Origin of the sequence: Taklimakanibacter albus (assembly GCF_016595235.1) — a bacterium.
Taxonomy (GTDB): domain Bacteria; phylum Pseudomonadota; class Alphaproteobacteria; order Rhizobiales; family Aestuariivirgaceae; genus Taklimakanibacter; species Taklimakanibacter albus.
This window is the reverse complement of sequence record NZ_JAENHL010000008.1, coordinates 1369947-1386999: the sequence shown is the minus strand read 5'-3', so window position 1 is coordinate 1386999 and position 17053 is coordinate 1369947. Positions and strand designations below refer to the sequence as shown.

Genomic DNA, 17053 nt, shown 5'->3' with positions numbered 1-17053 from the left:
GAAAAGAACAAAAAGAGAACATAGACTGACGCAATGCCGTTGTCCCTGCTGCGTAAGCTCGAAATCCTCGCCGATGCCGCGAAATATGATGCGTCCTGCGCCTCATCGGGCGGCGCCAAGCGCAATGCCCGCGACGGCGGCATCGGGTCGACGACTGGTGCCGGCATTTGCCATGCCTATACGCCTGATGGCCGCTGCGTTTCCTTGCTCAAGATCCTGCTCACCAATTTTTGCCGCTATGACTGCGCCTATTGCGTGAGCCGCCGCTCCAGCAATGTCGAGCGCGCGAGGCTCTCCGTCGCCGAGGTGGTGCAGCTGACGCTCGATCTCTACCGGCGCAACTGTATCGAGGGCCTGTTCCTCTCATCGGGCATCGCCCGCAGCGAGGACGACACGATGAGCGATCTCGTGGCGGTGGCGAAAACGCTGCGCCTCGAGCACGGCTTCAAGGGGTACATCCATCTGAAGACCATTCCCGGCGCCGATGAGCGTTTGATCGGCGAGGCGGGGCTTTATGCCGACCGGCTGTCCCTCAATATGGAGCTGCCGACCGAAGCCGCGCTCAAGGCCTATGCGCCCGAGAAGGACGTCGGGGCGATGAAGAAGGGGCTCGCCACGACGCGCAGCTGCATCGAGGCAGCGCTTGGCGAAGCGAAGCCGGCGCGCGGCAGGATCGGTCGCGCCGCCCCGCGCCGTTTTGCGCCGGCAGGCCAGTCGACGCAGGTCATCGTCGGTGCCGACCGGAGCAGCGACATCACCATCCTGCGCAACAGTACGGCGCTTTATTCGTCCTATGACCTGAAGCGCGTCTATTATTCGGCCTTCAGCCCGACCGGGCATCCCTCTGCCGCGCTGCCCGACATCGCGACACCGCTTTTGCGCGAGCATCGCCTTTATCAAGCCGATTGGCTGTTGCGCTTTTACGGCTTCGATCTACGTGATCTCGAGCAGGCGACGCCCGAGGGCATGCTCAGCCTCGAAATCGACCCCAAGCTCGCCTGGGCGTTGGCGCATCGCGGCGACTTTCCGCTCGATGTGAACAAGGCGCCGCGCGAGAGGCTGCTGCGCGTGCCGGGGTTTGGCGTGCGTGCCGTGGACCGCATCATCGCGGCGCGCCGCTTGGCAGCGCTCGGCCTTGCCGATATCGCGCGTCTTGCCGGTGCGATCGGCAGAGCGCGGCCCTTCATCGTGACGAGGGACTGGCGCCCTGGAAGTCTTCTCGATGATGGCGCGCTCCGGCGCAAGCTTACGCCGCCGGCGAAGCAGCTCGAGTTGTTCAGTTGATGTATTGGGCGCCCATGCCGATCGATGCCCATGCGGTGCAGTTCCGTGCCATGGCGCGGCGCTGCCTGACGCTCGACATCGCGCCGGCCGGGGTGAGCTTTGCCTCGCCCGACGCGGCGCCCTTATTCGATCGCGTGCCCGAGGTGGACGCGCCAGCCTCTTTCTCGGTGCCCAAGGCCTATGCCGAATTGCTCAAACTTGCCATTTGCCATCAGGCGCCCGATCGCTTCAGTCTCCTTTATGACGTGTTGTGGCGCATTCGTCATGGCGAGGCGTCGCTTGCCGACAATCCGGCCGACGCGGCGGTGGCGCGGCTCAACGACTATGCGCACAATGTCCGTCGCGACATCCATAAGATGCACGCGTTTCTCAGATTCCGCGAGCAGCGGGTCGACGACCGGACGGTCTTCACCAGCTGGTTCGAGCCCAAGCATTTCATCTTGCGCCAGGCCATACCTTTCTTCGTCGATCGCTTCAGCACTATGGAGTGGTTTATCGCGACGCCCATCGGCACGGCGGCGTGGAACGGATCGGAGCTCGTTTATGGGCCGCCGGCGGAGCGCGCCCCGCAGCCCGCCGATGCCGTGCTGGATGAGACTTGGCTCACTTATTACCGCACCACCTTCAATCCGGCGCGCTTGCGGCTGAAGGCGATGGCCGCCGAAATGCCGCGGCATTATTGGGCCAACATGCCGGAGACCCGGCTCATCCCGGCCATGGTCTCAGGTTCCGGCCGCAGGCTCCAGGACATGGCGGCGCGGGCGCCGGATCCGGTGCCGGGAAGATCGCAGCGCGTCCGGCCGCGCCCGTGACTCCCGTGGCCGACGCGGTCTCGGCGCTCAAGGAAGAGATCGCGCATTGCCGCCGCTGTCCCTTGCATTGCGCCGCGACCCAGGCCGTGCCCGGCGAGGGGCCGGCTGATGCCGCGATCATGCTTGTGGGCGAGCAGCCGGGCGATGCCGAGGATCTTGCCGGAAGGCCTTTCGTTGGACCGGCGGGGCAGCTGCTCGACCGTGCTCTGGCGGAGGCCGGGCTCGACCGTGACCGGCTATATCTCACCAATGCGGTCAAGCATTTCAAATATGAGCCGCGCGGCAAGCGCCGCATCCATCAGAAGCCCAATGCCGGAGAAGTGCAGAGCTGCAAATGGTGGCTCAACCGCGAGATCGCGCTCGTCCGGCCGCGCCTGATCGTGGCGCTGGGCGCCACCGCTGCCGGTGCGCTTTCAGGCCGCGCGGTTTCGGTGACCAAGGAGCGCGGCCCGATGTCGTTTGGCGAGGCGCAAGGCTTCGTGACGGTGCATCCGTCCTTCCTGCTGCGCCTGCCGGATGAAAGCGCCCGGGAGCGCGAATATCGGAACTTCGTCTCTGACCTGGGGCGGGTGAGGAAAGAGTGACCGGCATGCGCGTGTCGTCGCCAGCCTAGCGCAGGCGTTCTCCCAGTTCGGCGAAGAGGGCGATCACCAATGCGGTGAACCACAGCAAGCTGGCAGCGGCCGCCATTGGCGCGAAGAGCATCGCTCCGGTCAGGGGCGATGCGGCTGCGCCCAGTGCTGTAAGGCCGATCGGAAGGAGGATCGAAGTCCCCAACAGGAGCAACACTTCGATGATCGGAAGAAGTCTTCCGGCGCGTGATACGTGAAGGAGAGGGATCAGCCATAGAAAGACGAATAATATGATTCCCGCTATGACCAGGGCGTCTTTACCCGGTGCGGTTCCAATAGTGTCCATTGCAATGCTCCCACGGCCCCCTCAGAAATTTTTTTGTCTGTTGGAGTTATCCTGCACTGAAGTGGCCGCTTGGGTCAAATGTATCAGGTCCGGCGGTCGCCGCGGATGTCCGGCCACGTCCATCATCGTATGAAAGCCGTTGGCCAGGCGCAGTTTGTTGGCCAGGTCGCGGCCCAGCAATTGATGGATGACCCCGGCAACCTGATTATCCGATTTGCACAGCTTGATGAGCCGCGCGCGGGAAATGGCCAGGACGCGGGATGGTTGCTCGACGATCACCGATGCGGTGGCCGGGTGTCCGGTCAGAAAGGCAACCTCGCCTGCAAAGGAGCCGCTTTCCAGATGCGCCACCGTTTTGCCGCCCACATCGACGCCGAAACGGCCCGAGAAGAGAAAGTAAAGCTCATTGACCTCTTGGCTTTCGCGCATCAGATGCGCCCCTGCGGAGAGCTCGCGCCACTGGCTGGCGTCGAGCAGCCGCGATATTTGCACATCGTCGAGCCCGGTCAGCACGCGCCTCAGTACTGATTTCTCTTCTTGCGGCAACCGCAGCCGCAAGCGGTCGCGGAGCAGCCAGAAGAGTTGATAGGCATTGATTGCAATGAAGATTACGCTCCAGGCGATGCCTGTATAGAGATCGGAACTCACCAATACGAAATAGACGACCTCCAAGGCGAGGCCGATGACGGCAAAGACGCGTAACCAGAAGATGCTCGTCAGATAGTATGAAACGGCGATAACAACATAGGCGACATGCCCTGGAATATCAGGGATGCTCACATACTGGGAAAGGGAATCCATGCGCCCGCCCCTTTATGTTTGTGTCTCGATCGTCGTTGAACGGAAACTCTATTCATTGCCGGGACGTGGCGTGGTGAGAAAACTCACTTTGATATCAAATCTGAATCAGGTGACCCATTGTGGAGCTTCCCGCTTCGCGCGATGATCTCCCCCGCACCGTGCCTGCGCATCTGACCCTGGAGGGAATGTGGCATGTCCGAATTCAATGTCGGTTTCGTGATTTTCCCCGCTATCAACCAGCTCGACTTCACGGGGCCATTCGAGGTCTTGAGCCGGCTTACGACGCCCGCTTCGCTCACCGTCCCGGCAAAATTCACTCAATCGAAAACCCATATCGTCGCAAAGAACATGCTTCCCGTTCTGAGCGACCGCGGTCTCGGCATCATGCCACCTGCACATTCGCGGATTGTCCGCCGCTCGATCTGATCTGCGTGCCGGGCGGCGCCGGGATCGTGCAGGCGCTTGCGGATGAGGAGACGGTCGACTTCATTCGCCGCCAGGGTGCCGGCGCCCAATTCGTGACCTCCGTATGTGTCGGCGCCTTTCTTCTGGGCGCGGCCGGATTCCTGAAGGGACGCCGGGCGACGACCCATTGGGCTTATGTCGATCTGTTGTCTTTTGTCGGCGCTAGGCACGAAAAGGCACGTATCGTGCGCGACGGCAATGTCTTCACCTCGGGTGGCGTCTCGGCGGGAATTGATTTCGCCTTGTCCATTGTCGCCGAAATTGCCGGACCGGACGTCGCCCGGGCGATACAGCTCGGCATCGAATACGATCCCGCCCCGCCTTTCGATGCCGGCCATCCTGACAAGGCATCCGAGGCGGCGGTAGCGCTGATGGCTCACCGAAACAAGACGGCCCATGCCGGCCTTCGGCAGGCGGTCGAAACCCTGGGCTATGCATATTGATTGCCCATAAGCTTCAACTTTGCCGGGATTCGATCTAATCTCCATCGAGTCGGGTTTGACGTTAGGAAAAGGTCGGGGCTTAGCCGATGATGCTTGATCGACGCCGCATGGCCGTTTTGGCCGTCGCCGTGGGAGTGCTTGCTGCGAGCTTGGGCGCGGGGCCGGCGCTTTCTCGCCCGCTCTCGGACAAGAAGCCGCATAAAGGCGTTGCCGCGGCCCACAAGATGCCGGTTCAGGGCATCGACGTCTCCTATTACCAGGGCGACATCGACTGGCGAAAAGTCCGCGATGCGGGAATCCATTTCGCGTACATCAAGGCGACCGAAGGCGGTGACCGCGTCGATGAGAAGTTCCTCGACAATTGGCGCGCGGCGAAAAAAGCCGGCGTCGCCCGCGGCGCCTATCATTTCATGTATTGGTGCAGGCCCGCGAGCGAGCAGGCTGCGTGGTACAAGTCGCATGTGCCGGAAGACGACGATGCGTTGCCGCCAGTGCTCGATGTGGAGTGGACCACTCATTCCAAGACCTGCGCGCGCCGCATTCCGCGCGCCGCCGCCATCGCCAAGATCAAGGTCATGCTCAAGGCGCTGGAGGCGCATAGCGGCAAGCGGCCGGTCATCTATACCGACCCGAAATTTCACCGCGAGGTGCTGGAAGGCGAGTTCACCGATTATCACTTCTGGCTGCGCTCGGTGGCGGCGAAGCCGGAAGAGATATACAGCGCGCGCAACTGGGCGTTCTGGCAGTTCACCACAACGGGACGGGTGAGCGGAGTCGCTGGGCCGGTCGACCGCAACAGCTTCAACGGCACGCGCGCCGATTGGAAACGCGTGCTGAAAGAGCGATGTCTCTGTGGGACCGCAACATCGACGTCCTTGAACGAGTGATGCCCGGATCCGCTATGACCGAAATGACTTTCTCCTTGAAATCGTCCAAACCTACTCCATATACCATCCAGATGGATGGTAGGAGGATGGCGGATTGGACAAATTTCCCGATAGTGAAAAGCTGACGCTCAATATCGGCTATGTCGATCTGGGGAAAATCGACCTTCTTGTTCGGGAAGGGTTTTACTCTAACCGATCCGACTTCATCCGGACGGCGATCCGCAACCAGCTGTCAGCGCAGGCAACCGAGGTCGAGCGTGTTGTCGTGCGCCAGATCTTTGATGTGGGCTTGCGTGATTTCAGCAGCGCTGAACTCATATCCAAGCGGAAGGCAGGAGAGCGCCTGTCCATAAATGTCGTCGGACTGGCAAGAATAGCGAGCGATGTGACGGGAGAACTGGCCGCCGCAACCATCGAATCCATCACTGTGCTGGGCTCCCTGCAGGCCAGTGCCGAAGTCAAGACGGCCCTTGCCGGACGTATCCGCTAATTCAGAAGGAAAAGATCGTCATGAAAGATGCAACGGCCATCGGCCGGGCGTTGGATGCCGTCAGGTCGTCAAATCCCCTGGAGGCAACCCGTCTGATTCAGGAAGCGCTTCGTGGATCGGGGCGCCCGGAAGCTCACGCATCAGAGCCGCCATTATTGACCTTCCGCGCCGCCGAAACCAAACGACGCGGTTCTGCAGAATTACACCCGAGCAAGTCAGAATGGCTCGCGGGACTCGGCAAGACGATCGCGGCTCTGCGCGCCTTCAAATCGCCGATCGATATCAAGTCTCATATCCCCGGCGTCAGTATTCCCGAAAGCCCCAACTTCGCGAAACGCCACTTCGCCTGTGCCAGCGGGCAGCGCGACTTCCGGCTGTTCGTCCCGGCCTGCGTCAAACCCCGCGGCCTGATCGTGATGCTACATGGATGCCGGCAAACCGGGGAAGACTTTGCCGTCGGCACCAATATGAATGCGCTGGCCGAAGCACATGATCTCCTGGTTGCCTATCCGCGTCAGACTTCGGCAGCCAATACGATGTCCTGCTGGAATTGGTTTCGTCCGCAAGATCAGGCGCGCCTGGGTGGCGAAGCGGGCATTATCGCGGGGCTCACCCGGGAGGTGTGCGCAGAATTCGAAGTCCCACCCGATAACGTATTTGTGGCGGGTCTGTCCGCCGGTGGCGCCATGGCCGCCGTCTTGGGATCCACCTATCCCGATCTCTATTCGGCAGTCGGCATACATTCCGGCCTGCCTTACAAATCCGCGCATGATGTCAACAGCGCCTTTGCGGCAATGCGGGGACAAAATAGAAATCGACCCCACGCATCCGAGGGGGACGGCTTTCGGCCAAGGCTGATTGTTTTACACGGCAGCGCCGATCAGACGGTTGATGCGGCGAACGCCACGCTTCTATGGAACGACGCGGTGCGATCGAAAGGTCAGGGCGAGGTTCTCGAACTGACTGTCTCGGCCGGAGGACGCACGGCCGACCGGCGAATATTCTCCGCATCCGCCACCAATGCCTCATCCGTGGAGCAGTGGATTATCCACGGGTTGGGGCATGCCTGGAGCGGCGGAAATCCAAACGGCTCCTATACAGATGGCGATGGTCCCGATGCCTCCGCGGAGATGATCCGTTTCTTTCTGGCCGGGGGGGCGTCACGCGCAAACAAAGAAGATGATGCGTGAGGAAGGATTTGTTGATCGCAACAGCTACGTCGGCGCGCTGACCAATCTCCTCATGGTCATATGGACGATCGATTCATTCGGACTTAGCTCGTTCTTGCACGCGAACTGGGCGCGGACAATCTCGTCATAAGTAAAATCGCCATAGCCGCGCCGGCCCAAGAGGATCTGCGTGTAGCGCGCAGCCCGGTCGATCAGCTTGCCGTTGGAGGGGTAAACCCAGGTCATCAGATTGCTTTCGAAACGGCCGAGCCGGCCCATGACCAGCGTCGAGTGCATGTTCAACAAGAGCTTCAGCGTCAGGTGATCCAAGAGCGCGACGGAACCCGGGAGATCGAAACGCTCGTCCAGCCCGGCGAACTTCAGTTGCAGGCGGGGTCCGGCGGTGGCGATCTGAAAGATATGATGCCGGCTATGCTCGATCATCCGCCGGCGGATATCCAGAGCCTGGCGGCTGAAATCAAACCCCAGCAAATATTCCAGGGTCGTTTTGGCATGGATGTCGGGCCATTCGAGGGGCCGCGGGTCGCGGGCCAGGAGATGGCGCCAGCTTTCCTCAGGCTTATCCGTGGAAGGGATCATCAGATAGGTGAGAGAATGGCGGTCGGTCGGATATTTGGGGCTATCGAACGGCGCCAGGTTGAAGGTAGGCGCCCGCTCGGTGGTGTCGGTGAGAACCGTGATGGCGTAGTCATCGCTGGTATAGATCGTGCGGTTATTGTCGCGATAGGTGTCCGCCTCAGCGATGACAAAGGGCTCCAGGGGCACGACATCCTGCCGGGCGAGGAAGTCGATCCATTGTTCGAGCACCGCGAAGGCGCCGTCGACATCTCGGCCGAATTCCAAGGCCAGTCCGATCACCAGCATCAGAACGGTGCTGGCCTGCATACGCGTACTGCCCGTCAAAGCCATCGGCCCGACATCAAGACTTAAAGAGTGGATGCGGGAATTGGTCAAAACCCGGCGCGAACGTTCCACCCGGTCGACGAGAATCTGCCGCGTATTGCAATAGAGGAACTGCGGCGGTCGGGTAGAGATCTCGGCCGCCTTTTCCACCGCGCCGATCACGTAAGGGGTTTCCCCGCCTTCCGTCGAACCGATCAAAAGGTCGTTGGGACCGAAACCGAGCTCGAGCAAGTGACGGGCGCCATAGTCGGGAAAGTCTTCGAAGCCTTCCAGGGAATGAACCAGGGCGACGTCGCCTCCAGCCATGAGAGAGCACACCTGCGTCGAGGCCGGATGTCTTTTCCGCCACAGGAATTCAAGCGATAGTGAAAGCCGTCCCGTGGCCCCGCAGCCGACCAGGAAGATCCGGTCGCCTTGCTCCAAGGCAGCGGCCACGGCGTGAAAGAAATCGCGCGCCTCCCGGCGCAGCCTGGTGATCCGGCGCAGCGCGTCCAGGTCCACTTCGCGTAAGACATTGAGGCCGCGGGCCACATCCTCTTTCGCCCAATCGGACAGATGGGTGGTCTTGGGATGCGGGGACTCGGTCGGCAAGTCGCCGAGCTGGAACTTTTCCTTTTGCTCTAAGAACTCGTCCGCCGTGGTCATGGGAAGTGCTCTATGCGGCCAGCGCGCGACTCAAAGACTGCGAGCGGCCGGCCATGTCCGACAATGGCACCCGGCGCGGGCCTTATGCAAGCTGCGAGGAGGGTGGTGCGGCGTTCCCCGCTCAGAGGAAAGGTGGCCCGACCTTCGGGCCACTTCGATTTGTCGCGGATCAAACTTCCTGGCGACCGACAATCCGTCCGGTGCGCGAATTCAGGAATACCTTGAACGTATCGCCGTTGCGGCGACCCAGATATGTGAATGTCCCGCCGCCGCATTCGATGGCTCGAACGCGGTTATAGCCGCTGTCGTCGACAATGCTGCGGCCTTCCCTGCAGCTGACCCTGTATGACTGAACGCCGTAGGTCTCGCCCGCCCAATAGGGCTGCGCATAGTAAAAGCCGCCGAAATAGAAGCGGAATTGCGAATTCTTGCTGCGCCGGCGATCATGCCGGTTGGAATCATATTTCCAGTTGCGGTTATCGTTCTGGGCCGACCGCCTCTTGTGCATCCGCATCGTTTCGGGCTGATCGCCGTCATTGTAACCCTGGCTGTTATTGTGCCGCAGCTTCTTGCGTATCTGCATATCGCCGGGCTGATCTTCGCCTTGGTCGTAACCCTGGTTATTCTGCGAGCGCTGCTTGCCGGAGTTGCGCGGTCCCTGATCGCCGCACTCCTGCTGATCGACGCAGTCATTGAGACCTCTGTAGTTTTTGCTGTTGTCCTGGGCGGCGGCCATGCCGGCGCCTGCAAACGCCATGAGGGCGATCGACGACGCCATGGCGGCATTTCGAAACATCATAGACATGCTATTTCCTTTCAAAACTTGGAGTGGATGTAATCCGGTAAGGCCGGACTACATCCATCGTGATGACGCGAAGCGATTACAGCTTCACGCTGTCGAATGTGCCGGCTTGGCAGCTTTTCAGAAATTCGCCGGACTGGAGGGACTTGCCCGTGCTGTCCATGGGCTTTTGCTTCGCAACGGTCATGGCTTCGATAAAGGGCTTGGCTTCCTTGCCATCCATCTTACCGTCGCTGTTGACGTCGGCCTTCTTCCAGGTCGCCTGGCAATCGGCTTGTGACATCTTCGCCATGGCCAAAGGCGCAAAGGAGATGCTGGCAACGAGCATGCTCGCTGCTAAGAACGTTTTCATGTATCCTGCTGGGTTGTGGCGCCAATGGGGTCAGATGCGCCGAATGGAAAGACCCTGTGACGTGAATTGCCGGCGAGCTGGAAGGTTCCTGCCAGGCACATATATATTTCTGGGCGTGATCTTTTCGAGATGAACGATGATGCACAGCCTACGCCTTATGAGCGAAATTGAACATCGCGCCGGGTGAAAACGGTGCAGCCTGTCGTCGGCAAGTCTCAAAATTCGCCTCGTATTATCATCCCACTGGCATGCACCTCCGGGAGCCGAACATGGACACCAACACTTTGCTCATCATAGTCCTTATCCTAGTATTGCTCGGCGGAGGCGGCTGGTATGGTCGCGGACGCTGGTACTGACGAATAAGGTCCAGACGAATAACAAGTAGATTCCCGCATCGGGTAATCGGACGCATCGAGCTTCACGACCGGTGCTCGCCAATGGCGGCGTGCCGTTCGATCGAACCTGAGCAGGATCAGGAAAAATGGGCGGCCGTTAATGTGTAGGAACCCTCACGGTGTCGTCCATAGGCCCGGGCTGCCACCGCGTATATGCGATCGCGATGACGATCGAATACCGCGAGAAGGGCCGCTCCGCCTCTCCGCGCCATGGCATCCAGGCCGCAAAGCGCCTCTTCCTCGATGAAGAACGGCCGTTCCAGCGCTCCGTCATAACCCGAGAATCGAACGCATCGGCGCGTCGCATCGTATCGGCGGCTGAGATTGGGGAATGCGATCGTCATTTTTCACCTGACCTTCATGGGCTTGCCGGCGCTGGTTTCAAAAGCCTGGTATGGGTCCCGTCGTTCTGAACTGGGCGCCAGTTGAGCTCAAACGGGTCAAAAGTACGGGGATGCGGCGTCCATCGCTGATCTGCAGTGTATGCTCGCTGTCCATGTAGGTTTCGCGCAGAAGATCGCCATCTCCCAGTAGGAACCCGTCTCCGACCTGAGTTCCGTGTGCTTGCCGGATCGGAAGATGGTAACGCATCGCGCCGACTTCTCCCGTGCTGGCGTGGAGAGTGCCGAGACCCGAAAGGGTGGGGAGCAGGCGCTTCAGCGATCTCCTCTGCCTGCCCATCCTGACCAAGGGATGAAGCGCAATTTCCGCTTTCGACGGGCTCGCGCGCCGCTGATAGCCGGGAAATTTCATTCCCCGATGCGAGCCGCCGGTGCCGCTCGTGGGTGGGTGAACCATTCTACCAACTGCCAAAAATAATGGCGGCGATGGCGATGGCCAGCGCCATTATGGCGAAGATCGTGATGTCATTGGCCTGCAGATTGAGCCAAGCGAGCGCCTGTTTCATTTAGGGTGATCCTTCTTCAATAGATATGGTCATGCTTGCGGGCACCTACAACGTAAAGTACGCGAGGGCGGAACAAACGATGGGTTTGTTGGCGTTGGTGTCGGCCATCAGCTGGCTAGCGATCCAACGATCAGTATTGCACAGCCAGGAACACCGGCAGATGCGATAGTCCGAATGGAACTCTTATAGAGCCAGGTTCCCGGGACAATTCCGTAGGCCGCCAAATGACGTCAACCGACAAATGGATCATGAAAGAGCATATCCTGCGCAAACGCGCATCCAGCTCTCCAGTTTTTATTCTCTCATGGATATTGGTGTTCGTGATCTTGGGTCTTGCATTTGGGTATTTCTGGGCATTCTGACATCGCTAGGCGAGGAATTGCCAAGGCATATTCCGCCGTAACCTCATCTCAGCGGGTCCGCGGCATTCAATAAGTCGAAAGGATGCTGCAAGGCGGACTCGTTTACTGAGAGCGTCGAAATCCTCCTCGCCCGTCTGTGCCAGCCCGACAATTCGAGCCGCCGCAAGTTCACGCTCGCTGTCCTCGACGATGCCCGCCTCCCGACAGGCGCACTCCAGAACCGCGGCCAGGAAGGTCAGTTCCCGAGGCTCGAAATATGGCTTGTACATGTGATGTCTCCTGGGGGCTTTAGCCCGTGGTGATCTCAAAGCCCAAGCACCAGCCTAACTCTTGGCACACGGACACATCGCAAGCTGTGCCACATTGCTCACATCACAGTTATGTAATCTCGCCGACGCTCGTATGTCGTGCGCTGCACCAATCGGAGAAACCTGTATAATAGGCTGTTTCACCCTCAGCAGCTGAGGCAAGGGACCGCATGGCACGTAAGCGGCAATCATTTGATCCCAAATCCTTTCTGGCCAGGATTGGCGAGGGCCGGACTATTGCCAATTATCCCAAGGATCAGACCATATTCCGGCAAGGCGACCCGGCCAATGCCGTCTTCTACATTCAGAAGGGCAAGGTCAAAGTCACTGTCGTTTCAGAGCAGGGCAAGGAAGCCATCGTTGCGTTTCTGGGAGTGGACGAGTTTTTCGGGGAAGCATGTCTTGCCGGCCAGGCACAACGTATAACGACGGTGACCGCGATCGCTGACTCGGTCATCATGCGCCTCGAAAAGGCGGATCTTGTCGACGTGATCCACAAGGAGCCGGCCTTCTCGGAGATGTTCATTGCCCATTTGCTGGCGCGGACCATCCGCGTGGAAGCCGACCTTGTCGATCAGTTGTTCAATTCCAGTGAGAAGCGGCTTGCACGACTTCTTCTGCTCTTGGCGAATTTCGGCAAAGAGGGGAAACCGGAGCCGATCATCGCAAAGATCAGTCAGGAGACGCTGGCCGAGATGATCGGCACCACCCGATCGCGGGTCAGCTTCTTCATGAACCGGTTTCGCAAGCTCGGTTTCATCGATTATAACGGCCATATCGAGGTTCATAGCTCGCTATTGAACGTCATCCTGCACGATCAGCCGGAGATCAAGAATGTGTTGGAGTAGGCGCCCAGGGAATCAGACGATGGCGTGCTAACTATTTGAATTATAAGGTTTAGTAGCGCGCAGCGCCGGAATCGAACCAACGATATGCAGATTTTCATCTATGATTAGCCGAGTTCCAGCTTTCCCTCTAAGCTTCATGATGTTGGGCGGAACTTTTTTACTACCAATTTCATGCCTTATGCCCCCAAAATCCCGTCCTCGCTGCTACCTGTTTGCTGCCTAGAATTCAGGATGCAGAAGCGTGGAGCGAAAGAAACGTACAAAGACCATGGTCGAAAGCATCAAAGCTTGCACGGCGAGTTCAAACGACGTCGCGATATTCTAACCAAGTTACAAGCGATTAGGGGGATAGCCAGCACCGCGTCTTGCTTACGCCTGGATGGTTCTACTTTGATTGTTTGATAGCCGTTTTCCGCCCGAATGGAACTATTCCTTCTGTAGCGCTTTAATCGCGGTTAGGCTTGCTCAAGGCGGTGCGCGGTGGTGGCCTCTCGATTGAAAATTGTGATCTTGCTGGTCGAAGACGAGCCCATAATTCGTATGGGCGTTGCCGATCACTTGGAAAGTATCGGCTATAAGGTCGTTGAAGCAGGAAATGGTGGTCAGGCAATACGAATACTTTCCGAGCGGCGAGATGTGCATGTTTTAGTAACCGATATTCACATGCCGGGAGAGATCAACGGGATAGACCTGGCTTTATGGACCCGGGATAACCTCCCATCCACCAAGATCATGGTGATGTCTGGTGCTCAATCCGATGCGCCGCGCCTGCGTCCTTTGGGTGACGAAGGTTACATATATTCCAAGCCAATCTCTAATGCTTCTCTGACAAAGCGTATCCGCGAATTGGTCGAAAAATGAAGTTCAATGTATCGGAGCTTCTGCAAAAGTGCGTCAGCGAGTCATGGGCGGGGCATTGTAGAGGACCACAGCGTGACTGAGTCAAATGATAGGGCTGCCCCGGTTGAGACGCTTCTTACGACGCCAGATTTGGCCGGTGCTCTGGAAAGCGAGCAGTTCAGGCAGTTTCTTGACCAGATACCTATCGCAATCGTCGTAGCGGAAATGAAAGCTGACGAACGTATCGTCTATTCTAACCCGGAGTTCGAGAAGCTGACCGGACAGACCAGCGCCGCCATTCAGAGCCAATCATGGTCTGCCCTTCATGGCGAGAGTATCGGCGAGAAACCTGGTCTGAAGCTGAGCGATGCGTTGGCAAATGCCAGCGAATATGTGGGCACCTTCCGAATTGAGCGGACTGAGAGTGAGCCATCATTGGTCGACGCATACTCCAACGTAATCGTTGACGACGATGGAACACCTGCATTCAGGCTTGCCGCGCTTGTTGACGTAACTGCCCACGATCAGCCCGCGCGTGATGAGCTTGAGAAGCAACTTCGTGATAAGGACACGCTTCTTCGGGAAATTCAGCATCGCGTTAAAAATAATCTTCAGATGATAACGGCGTTGATTCGACTTGAAGCTCGCAACGCGTCCAGTAGGGCGAATAGCAAGCCCTTCGATCGGCTTGCGGGTCGAATTGAATCGCTGCAACTTTTGTACAAATCCCTTTCGGAAGGCGACCAGCGCCAGGAGATCGACCTCGGCACTTATCTGAGCCAGATCGCCTCAAATGTGATGAGAACGCATGCCACCGAAGGCATACGCCTTGACTTGAAAGTTGATGCGTATCCGGTCTCGGTCAATGTAGCGATGCCCACAGGTCTAGTTGTGAATGAATTGCTGACCAATTCCCTGAAACATGCATTTGAAGGGCGGGATGGCGGCACTATCACCTTGCATTGTCTCACAGATGAGGTCGGCTGTCGCGTCCTTGTTGCTGATGACGGGGTTGGACTCCCTGCTGGCAAGGAATGGCCTGAAAAAGGTAAGCTTGGGGCGCTTATTATCCAGTCGCTCCGTGAGAACGCTAAAGCTCGTATCGAGGTCTCTTCGAACGCGCGAGATGGAACGCGTGTGACAGTCGTGTTCACGCGTGCCGCTGCTGCGGATAAGCACTCAATTCACGCATCCGCGCTGAATTAAGGGTGTCCACGGTGACCGCGATAGCCGACTGGGTCATCATGCGCCTCGAAAAGGCGGATATTGTCAATGTGATCCATGAGAAGCCGGCATTCTGCAAGCTCGGTTTCATGACTATAACGGCCATATCGAAGTTCATAGCTCGCGATTGAACGTCATCCTGCACGACCAGCCGGAGATCAAGATGTGATGGAGCACGTGCCCGGGGAATCAACAAGGGCGTGCTAACTATTTGAATTTTTAGATATAGCGGTGGGATTGGATGCAGGGTGATGTGAGCGGCTCAAAGAGCCTCGTCCGTCCACACTTTAAAACTCACCAGCGTGTTAGGCCCGAAGGTGAGTGTTATCGGCACATCCGCCGCATCGCGCCCCTGAGCGATGAGGACGCGCCCGATCCTCGGTACATTGTTGCGCGGGTCAAATGTGTACCAGCGTCCATCGAGATAGGCCTCGAACCAGCCTGCGAAGTCCATTGGTGCATTCGGCGGCGGCACGCCAATATCGCCCAGATAACCGGTGCAATACCGTGCCGGGATATTCATGCAGCGGCAGAATGCGATGGCGAGATGCGCGAAGTCGCGACACACACCTTTGCCTGCGTTGAAGACGTCGAAGGCCGTCATGGTCGAGCGCGCATGCTCATAGCCGAAGGTGATGTGATCATGGACGAAATCGCAAATCGCCTGGACGCGCTCCCATCCGGGCTTCGTTTTCTCGAATAGTTTCCATGCCGCACCCGACAACTGGTCGGTCTCGCAATACCGACTTCCGAGAAGGTAGACCAAGGTGTCGGCCGGCAGGTCTTCAACATTGTGCTGCTTGGCGGACAGAGCGGTGATATCAGGCCGTCCGCTGTCGCGTACCAGGCCGTCGGCCATGAGCTGCATGCGTCCCGCCGGTGCCACGATACGACTGCACCAATTACCAAACCCATCGCGATAGGGCGTCACCGGCACGGATGGTGTGGTGGTCAGATGATCCGGCGTGATCACGTCGGACGCCCGGGTGAAGTGAACGCCTAAGACCATGATCATCGGTGTCGGTTGTGGAAAATCGTAGATCAGTTCGTAACCGACGCGAATCTTCATGAAGCTTCCTCTTTGCCCGCGACCTCTTCGTCGCGGATCAGGCGAACATGTACGTCCATACCAAGGTGGTCGGCAGCAGCTCCGAAATAGGTGCCATGTAATGGTAACGCATGATGAGGGTCATGCGCCACAGCAACGGTAACGAGGGCGGCCGGGCCGGCAGTGCCGTTGGTCGGGTCGAAATCGACCCAACCAACGCCAGGCAGATAGACTTGAGCCCAGGCATGCGTTGCTCCACTGGCCGGATGGTCCATCGGGGCAGCAAGATAGCCCGAAGCGAAACGCGCGGCGAAGCCGAGGCTGCGCACGCCTTCGATCATCAGCATCGCAAAGTCGCGACAACTGCCTTGGCCTTTATGCAGCGTTTCCTGTGGCGTCTGGATACCTTTTTCTTCGCGGCGCCGATAGCGCAAGCCATCACGAATGCCGCGTGTCATCGCGACCAGAAGCTCGAAGTTCCCGATGCGGGCGTCGGTCGGCAGGAATCCGGACGCCCAGACGTCGATCATGTCGCAAGGATCGGAATAATAGCGTTCCATGAAGGTTGAAAGCTGGGATATCTCGGTCGCGGCATATGTGACCGGAAATACTCCGCTAGGCATGGCCTCGAGGCTTAAATTCGCTTGTGGTGAGCGTTCTATATCGACGACGCTTTCAAATCGTAGTTCCGCCGCGTTGGCCGAAAACCGCGCTACCCCGACCTGATTACCAAAAATGTCTTCAATGAAATCTAGGCTCGAGGGTGCCGGGCTGATCGCAAGATGAGTCGTTTTGACTTTCTGGTCATCGGTATCACGTGGCCGGAACATCAGGCGGTGTTCGCCGAAGGCGACGGGCTGGCGATAGCGATAGGTGGTCACGTGCCGGATCGTCAGAAAAGCCATTTGATCTCGCAACTGTTTCGCCCCTCTGTAATAGGCCTTTTGGCTCGCGATACAAGCGCTGGACGGCGTGGCGGCTGCACAGGAATTCATCAGCTTGCTGATTGACGGATCCCTTGAGCAACTGGCGTCAGAACACCTGCAGCCAATTCCCATGGCGCACCCGCGCCGGACTCTCAAATGGAACTTTTTACCTTGCCTGCCGCTTGAAAGACCGTGCGACAGAC

18 protein-coding genes and 1 pseudogene are annotated in these 17053 nt (G+C 58.5%); 10 read left to right on the top strand and 9 right to left on the bottom strand.

From position 1 onward, the window contains the following. The first annotated feature begins 33 nt into the window (after positions 1–33). The 3 genes from JHL16_RS29600 to JHL16_RS29595 are packed head-to-tail and all read left to right on the top strand — an operon-like array spanning position 34 to position 2680. Positions 34–1284, top strand: coding sequence for a putative DNA modification/repair radical SAM protein (locus JHL16_RS29600; protein ID WP_200188469.1), 1251 nt, complete (start codon positions 34–36; stop codon positions 1282–1284). 14 nt (positions 1285–1298) lie between these two features. Then, a complete protein-coding gene (locus tag JHL16_RS35135) occupies positions 1299–2096 on the top strand; it encodes a TIGR03915 family putative DNA repair protein (RefSeq protein ID WP_246771204.1) in 798 nt (265 codons plus the stop codon). Between the two features lie 5 nt (positions 2097–2101). Continuing rightward, complete coding sequence (locus JHL16_RS29595) at positions 2102–2680, top strand: UdgX family uracil-DNA binding protein (protein WP_348647295.1); 579 nt, start codon at positions 2102–2104, stop codon at positions 2678–2680. A 25-nt stretch (positions 2681–2705) separates the two neighbouring features. On the opposite strand, the gene JHL16_RS29590 is transcribed toward JHL16_RS29595, so the two are convergent. Then, positions 2706–3014, bottom strand: coding sequence for a hypothetical protein (locus tag JHL16_RS29590; RefSeq protein WP_200188467.1), 309 nt, complete (start codon positions 3012–3014; stop codon positions 2706–2708). 21 nt (positions 3015–3035) lie between these two features. Beyond that, a complete protein-coding gene (locus tag JHL16_RS29585) occupies positions 3036–3815 on the bottom strand; it encodes a Crp/Fnr family transcriptional regulator (protein WP_200188466.1) in 780 nt (259 codons plus the stop codon). Positions 3816–4007: 192 nt separating this feature from the next. Between JHL16_RS29585 and JHL16_RS29580 the strand changes: the two are divergent. The 4 genes and pseudogenes from JHL16_RS29580 to JHL16_RS29565 all read left to right on the top strand — a co-directional run bounded on the left by JHL16_RS29580 (position 4008) and on the right by JHL16_RS29565 (position 7290). Further along, positions 4008–4723, top strand: a pseudogene (locus tag JHL16_RS29580) (DJ-1/PfpI family protein). 107 nt (positions 4724–4830) lie between these two features. Next, positions 4831–5610 carry a glycoside hydrolase family 25 protein gene (locus tag JHL16_RS29575; RefSeq protein ID WP_246771203.1) on the top strand — a complete coding sequence of 260 codons (780 nt, stop codon included), beginning with the start codon at positions 4831–4833 and terminating at the stop codon, positions 5608–5610. A 94-nt stretch (positions 5611–5704) separates the two neighbouring features. Beyond that, the gene (locus JHL16_RS29570; RefSeq protein WP_200188464.1) at positions 5705–6100 is read left to right on the top strand and encodes a CopG family transcriptional regulator; all 396 of its coding nucleotides are present in this window, start codon (positions 5705–5707) and stop codon (positions 6098–6100) included. A 20-nt stretch (positions 6101–6120) separates the two neighbouring features. Beyond that, on the top strand, positions 6121–7290 hold the full coding sequence (locus JHL16_RS29565) for an extracellular catalytic domain type 1 short-chain-length polyhydroxyalkanoate depolymerase (protein WP_200188463.1): 1170 nt from the start codon (positions 6121–6123) through the stop codon (positions 7288–7290). 24 nt (positions 7291–7314) lie between these two features. Here the strand turns inward: JHL16_RS29565 and JHL16_RS29560 are convergent, their stop codons facing one another. The 5 genes from JHL16_RS29560 to JHL16_RS29540 form a co-directional block, all read right to left on the bottom strand. After that, positions 7315–8838 carry an N-acetylmuramic acid 6-phosphate etherase family protein gene (locus JHL16_RS29560; RefSeq protein WP_200188462.1) on the bottom strand — a complete coding sequence of 508 codons (1524 nt, stop codon included), beginning with the start codon at positions 8836–8838 and terminating at the stop codon, positions 7315–7317. A 169-nt stretch (positions 8839–9007) separates the two neighbouring features. Next, positions 9008–9616, bottom strand: a complete 609-nt coding sequence (locus JHL16_RS29555) for a hypothetical protein (RefSeq protein ID WP_200188461.1) — start codon at positions 9614–9616, stop codon at positions 9008–9010. Between the two features lie 103 nt (positions 9617–9719). Beyond that, a complete protein-coding gene (locus JHL16_RS29550) occupies positions 9720–9992 on the bottom strand; it encodes a hypothetical protein (RefSeq protein WP_200188460.1) in 273 nt (90 codons plus the stop codon). Between the two features lie 472 nt (positions 9993–10464). Beyond that, complete coding sequence (locus JHL16_RS29545) at positions 10465–10731, bottom strand: DUF1488 family protein (protein WP_200188459.1); 267 nt, start codon at positions 10729–10731, stop codon at positions 10465–10467. Positions 10732–11661: 930 nt separating this feature from the next. Beyond that, positions 11662–11925: a hypothetical protein gene (locus JHL16_RS29540; RefSeq protein ID WP_200188458.1), complete on the bottom strand. Its 264-nt coding sequence runs from the start codon at positions 11923–11925 to the stop codon at positions 11662–11664. Positions 11926–12134: 209 nt separating this feature from the next. On the opposite strand from JHL16_RS29540, the gene JHL16_RS29535 reads away from it, so the two are divergent. From JHL16_RS29535 to JHL16_RS29525, 3 genes are all read left to right on the top strand, one after another. Further along, entirely contained in the window at positions 12135–12812 is a 678-nt protein-coding gene (locus JHL16_RS29535; RefSeq protein WP_200188457.1) for a Crp/Fnr family transcriptional regulator, read from the top strand. A 504-nt stretch (positions 12813–13316) separates the two neighbouring features. Continuing rightward, positions 13317–13673: a response regulator gene (locus JHL16_RS29530; protein WP_348647327.1), complete on the top strand. Its 357-nt coding sequence runs from the start codon at positions 13317–13319 to the stop codon at positions 13671–13673. A 72-nt stretch (positions 13674–13745) separates the two neighbouring features. Continuing rightward, entirely contained in the window at positions 13746–14858 is a 1113-nt protein-coding gene (locus JHL16_RS29525; RefSeq protein ID WP_348647293.1) for a sensor histidine kinase, read from the top strand. A gap of 280 nt (positions 14859–15138) precedes the next feature. Here the strand turns inward: JHL16_RS29525 and JHL16_RS29520 are convergent, their stop codons facing one another. Continuing rightward, positions 15139–15945: a transglutaminase-like domain-containing protein gene (locus JHL16_RS29520; RefSeq protein ID WP_200188454.1), complete on the bottom strand. Its 807-nt coding sequence runs from the start codon at positions 15943–15945 to the stop codon at positions 15139–15141. After that, a complete protein-coding gene (locus JHL16_RS29515) occupies positions 15942–16829 on the bottom strand; it encodes a transglutaminase family protein (protein WP_200188453.1) in 888 nt (295 codons plus the stop codon). The genes JHL16_RS29520 and JHL16_RS29515 overlap by 4 nt, the downstream gene beginning before the upstream one ends. Positions 16830–17053: the final 224 nt, after the last annotated feature.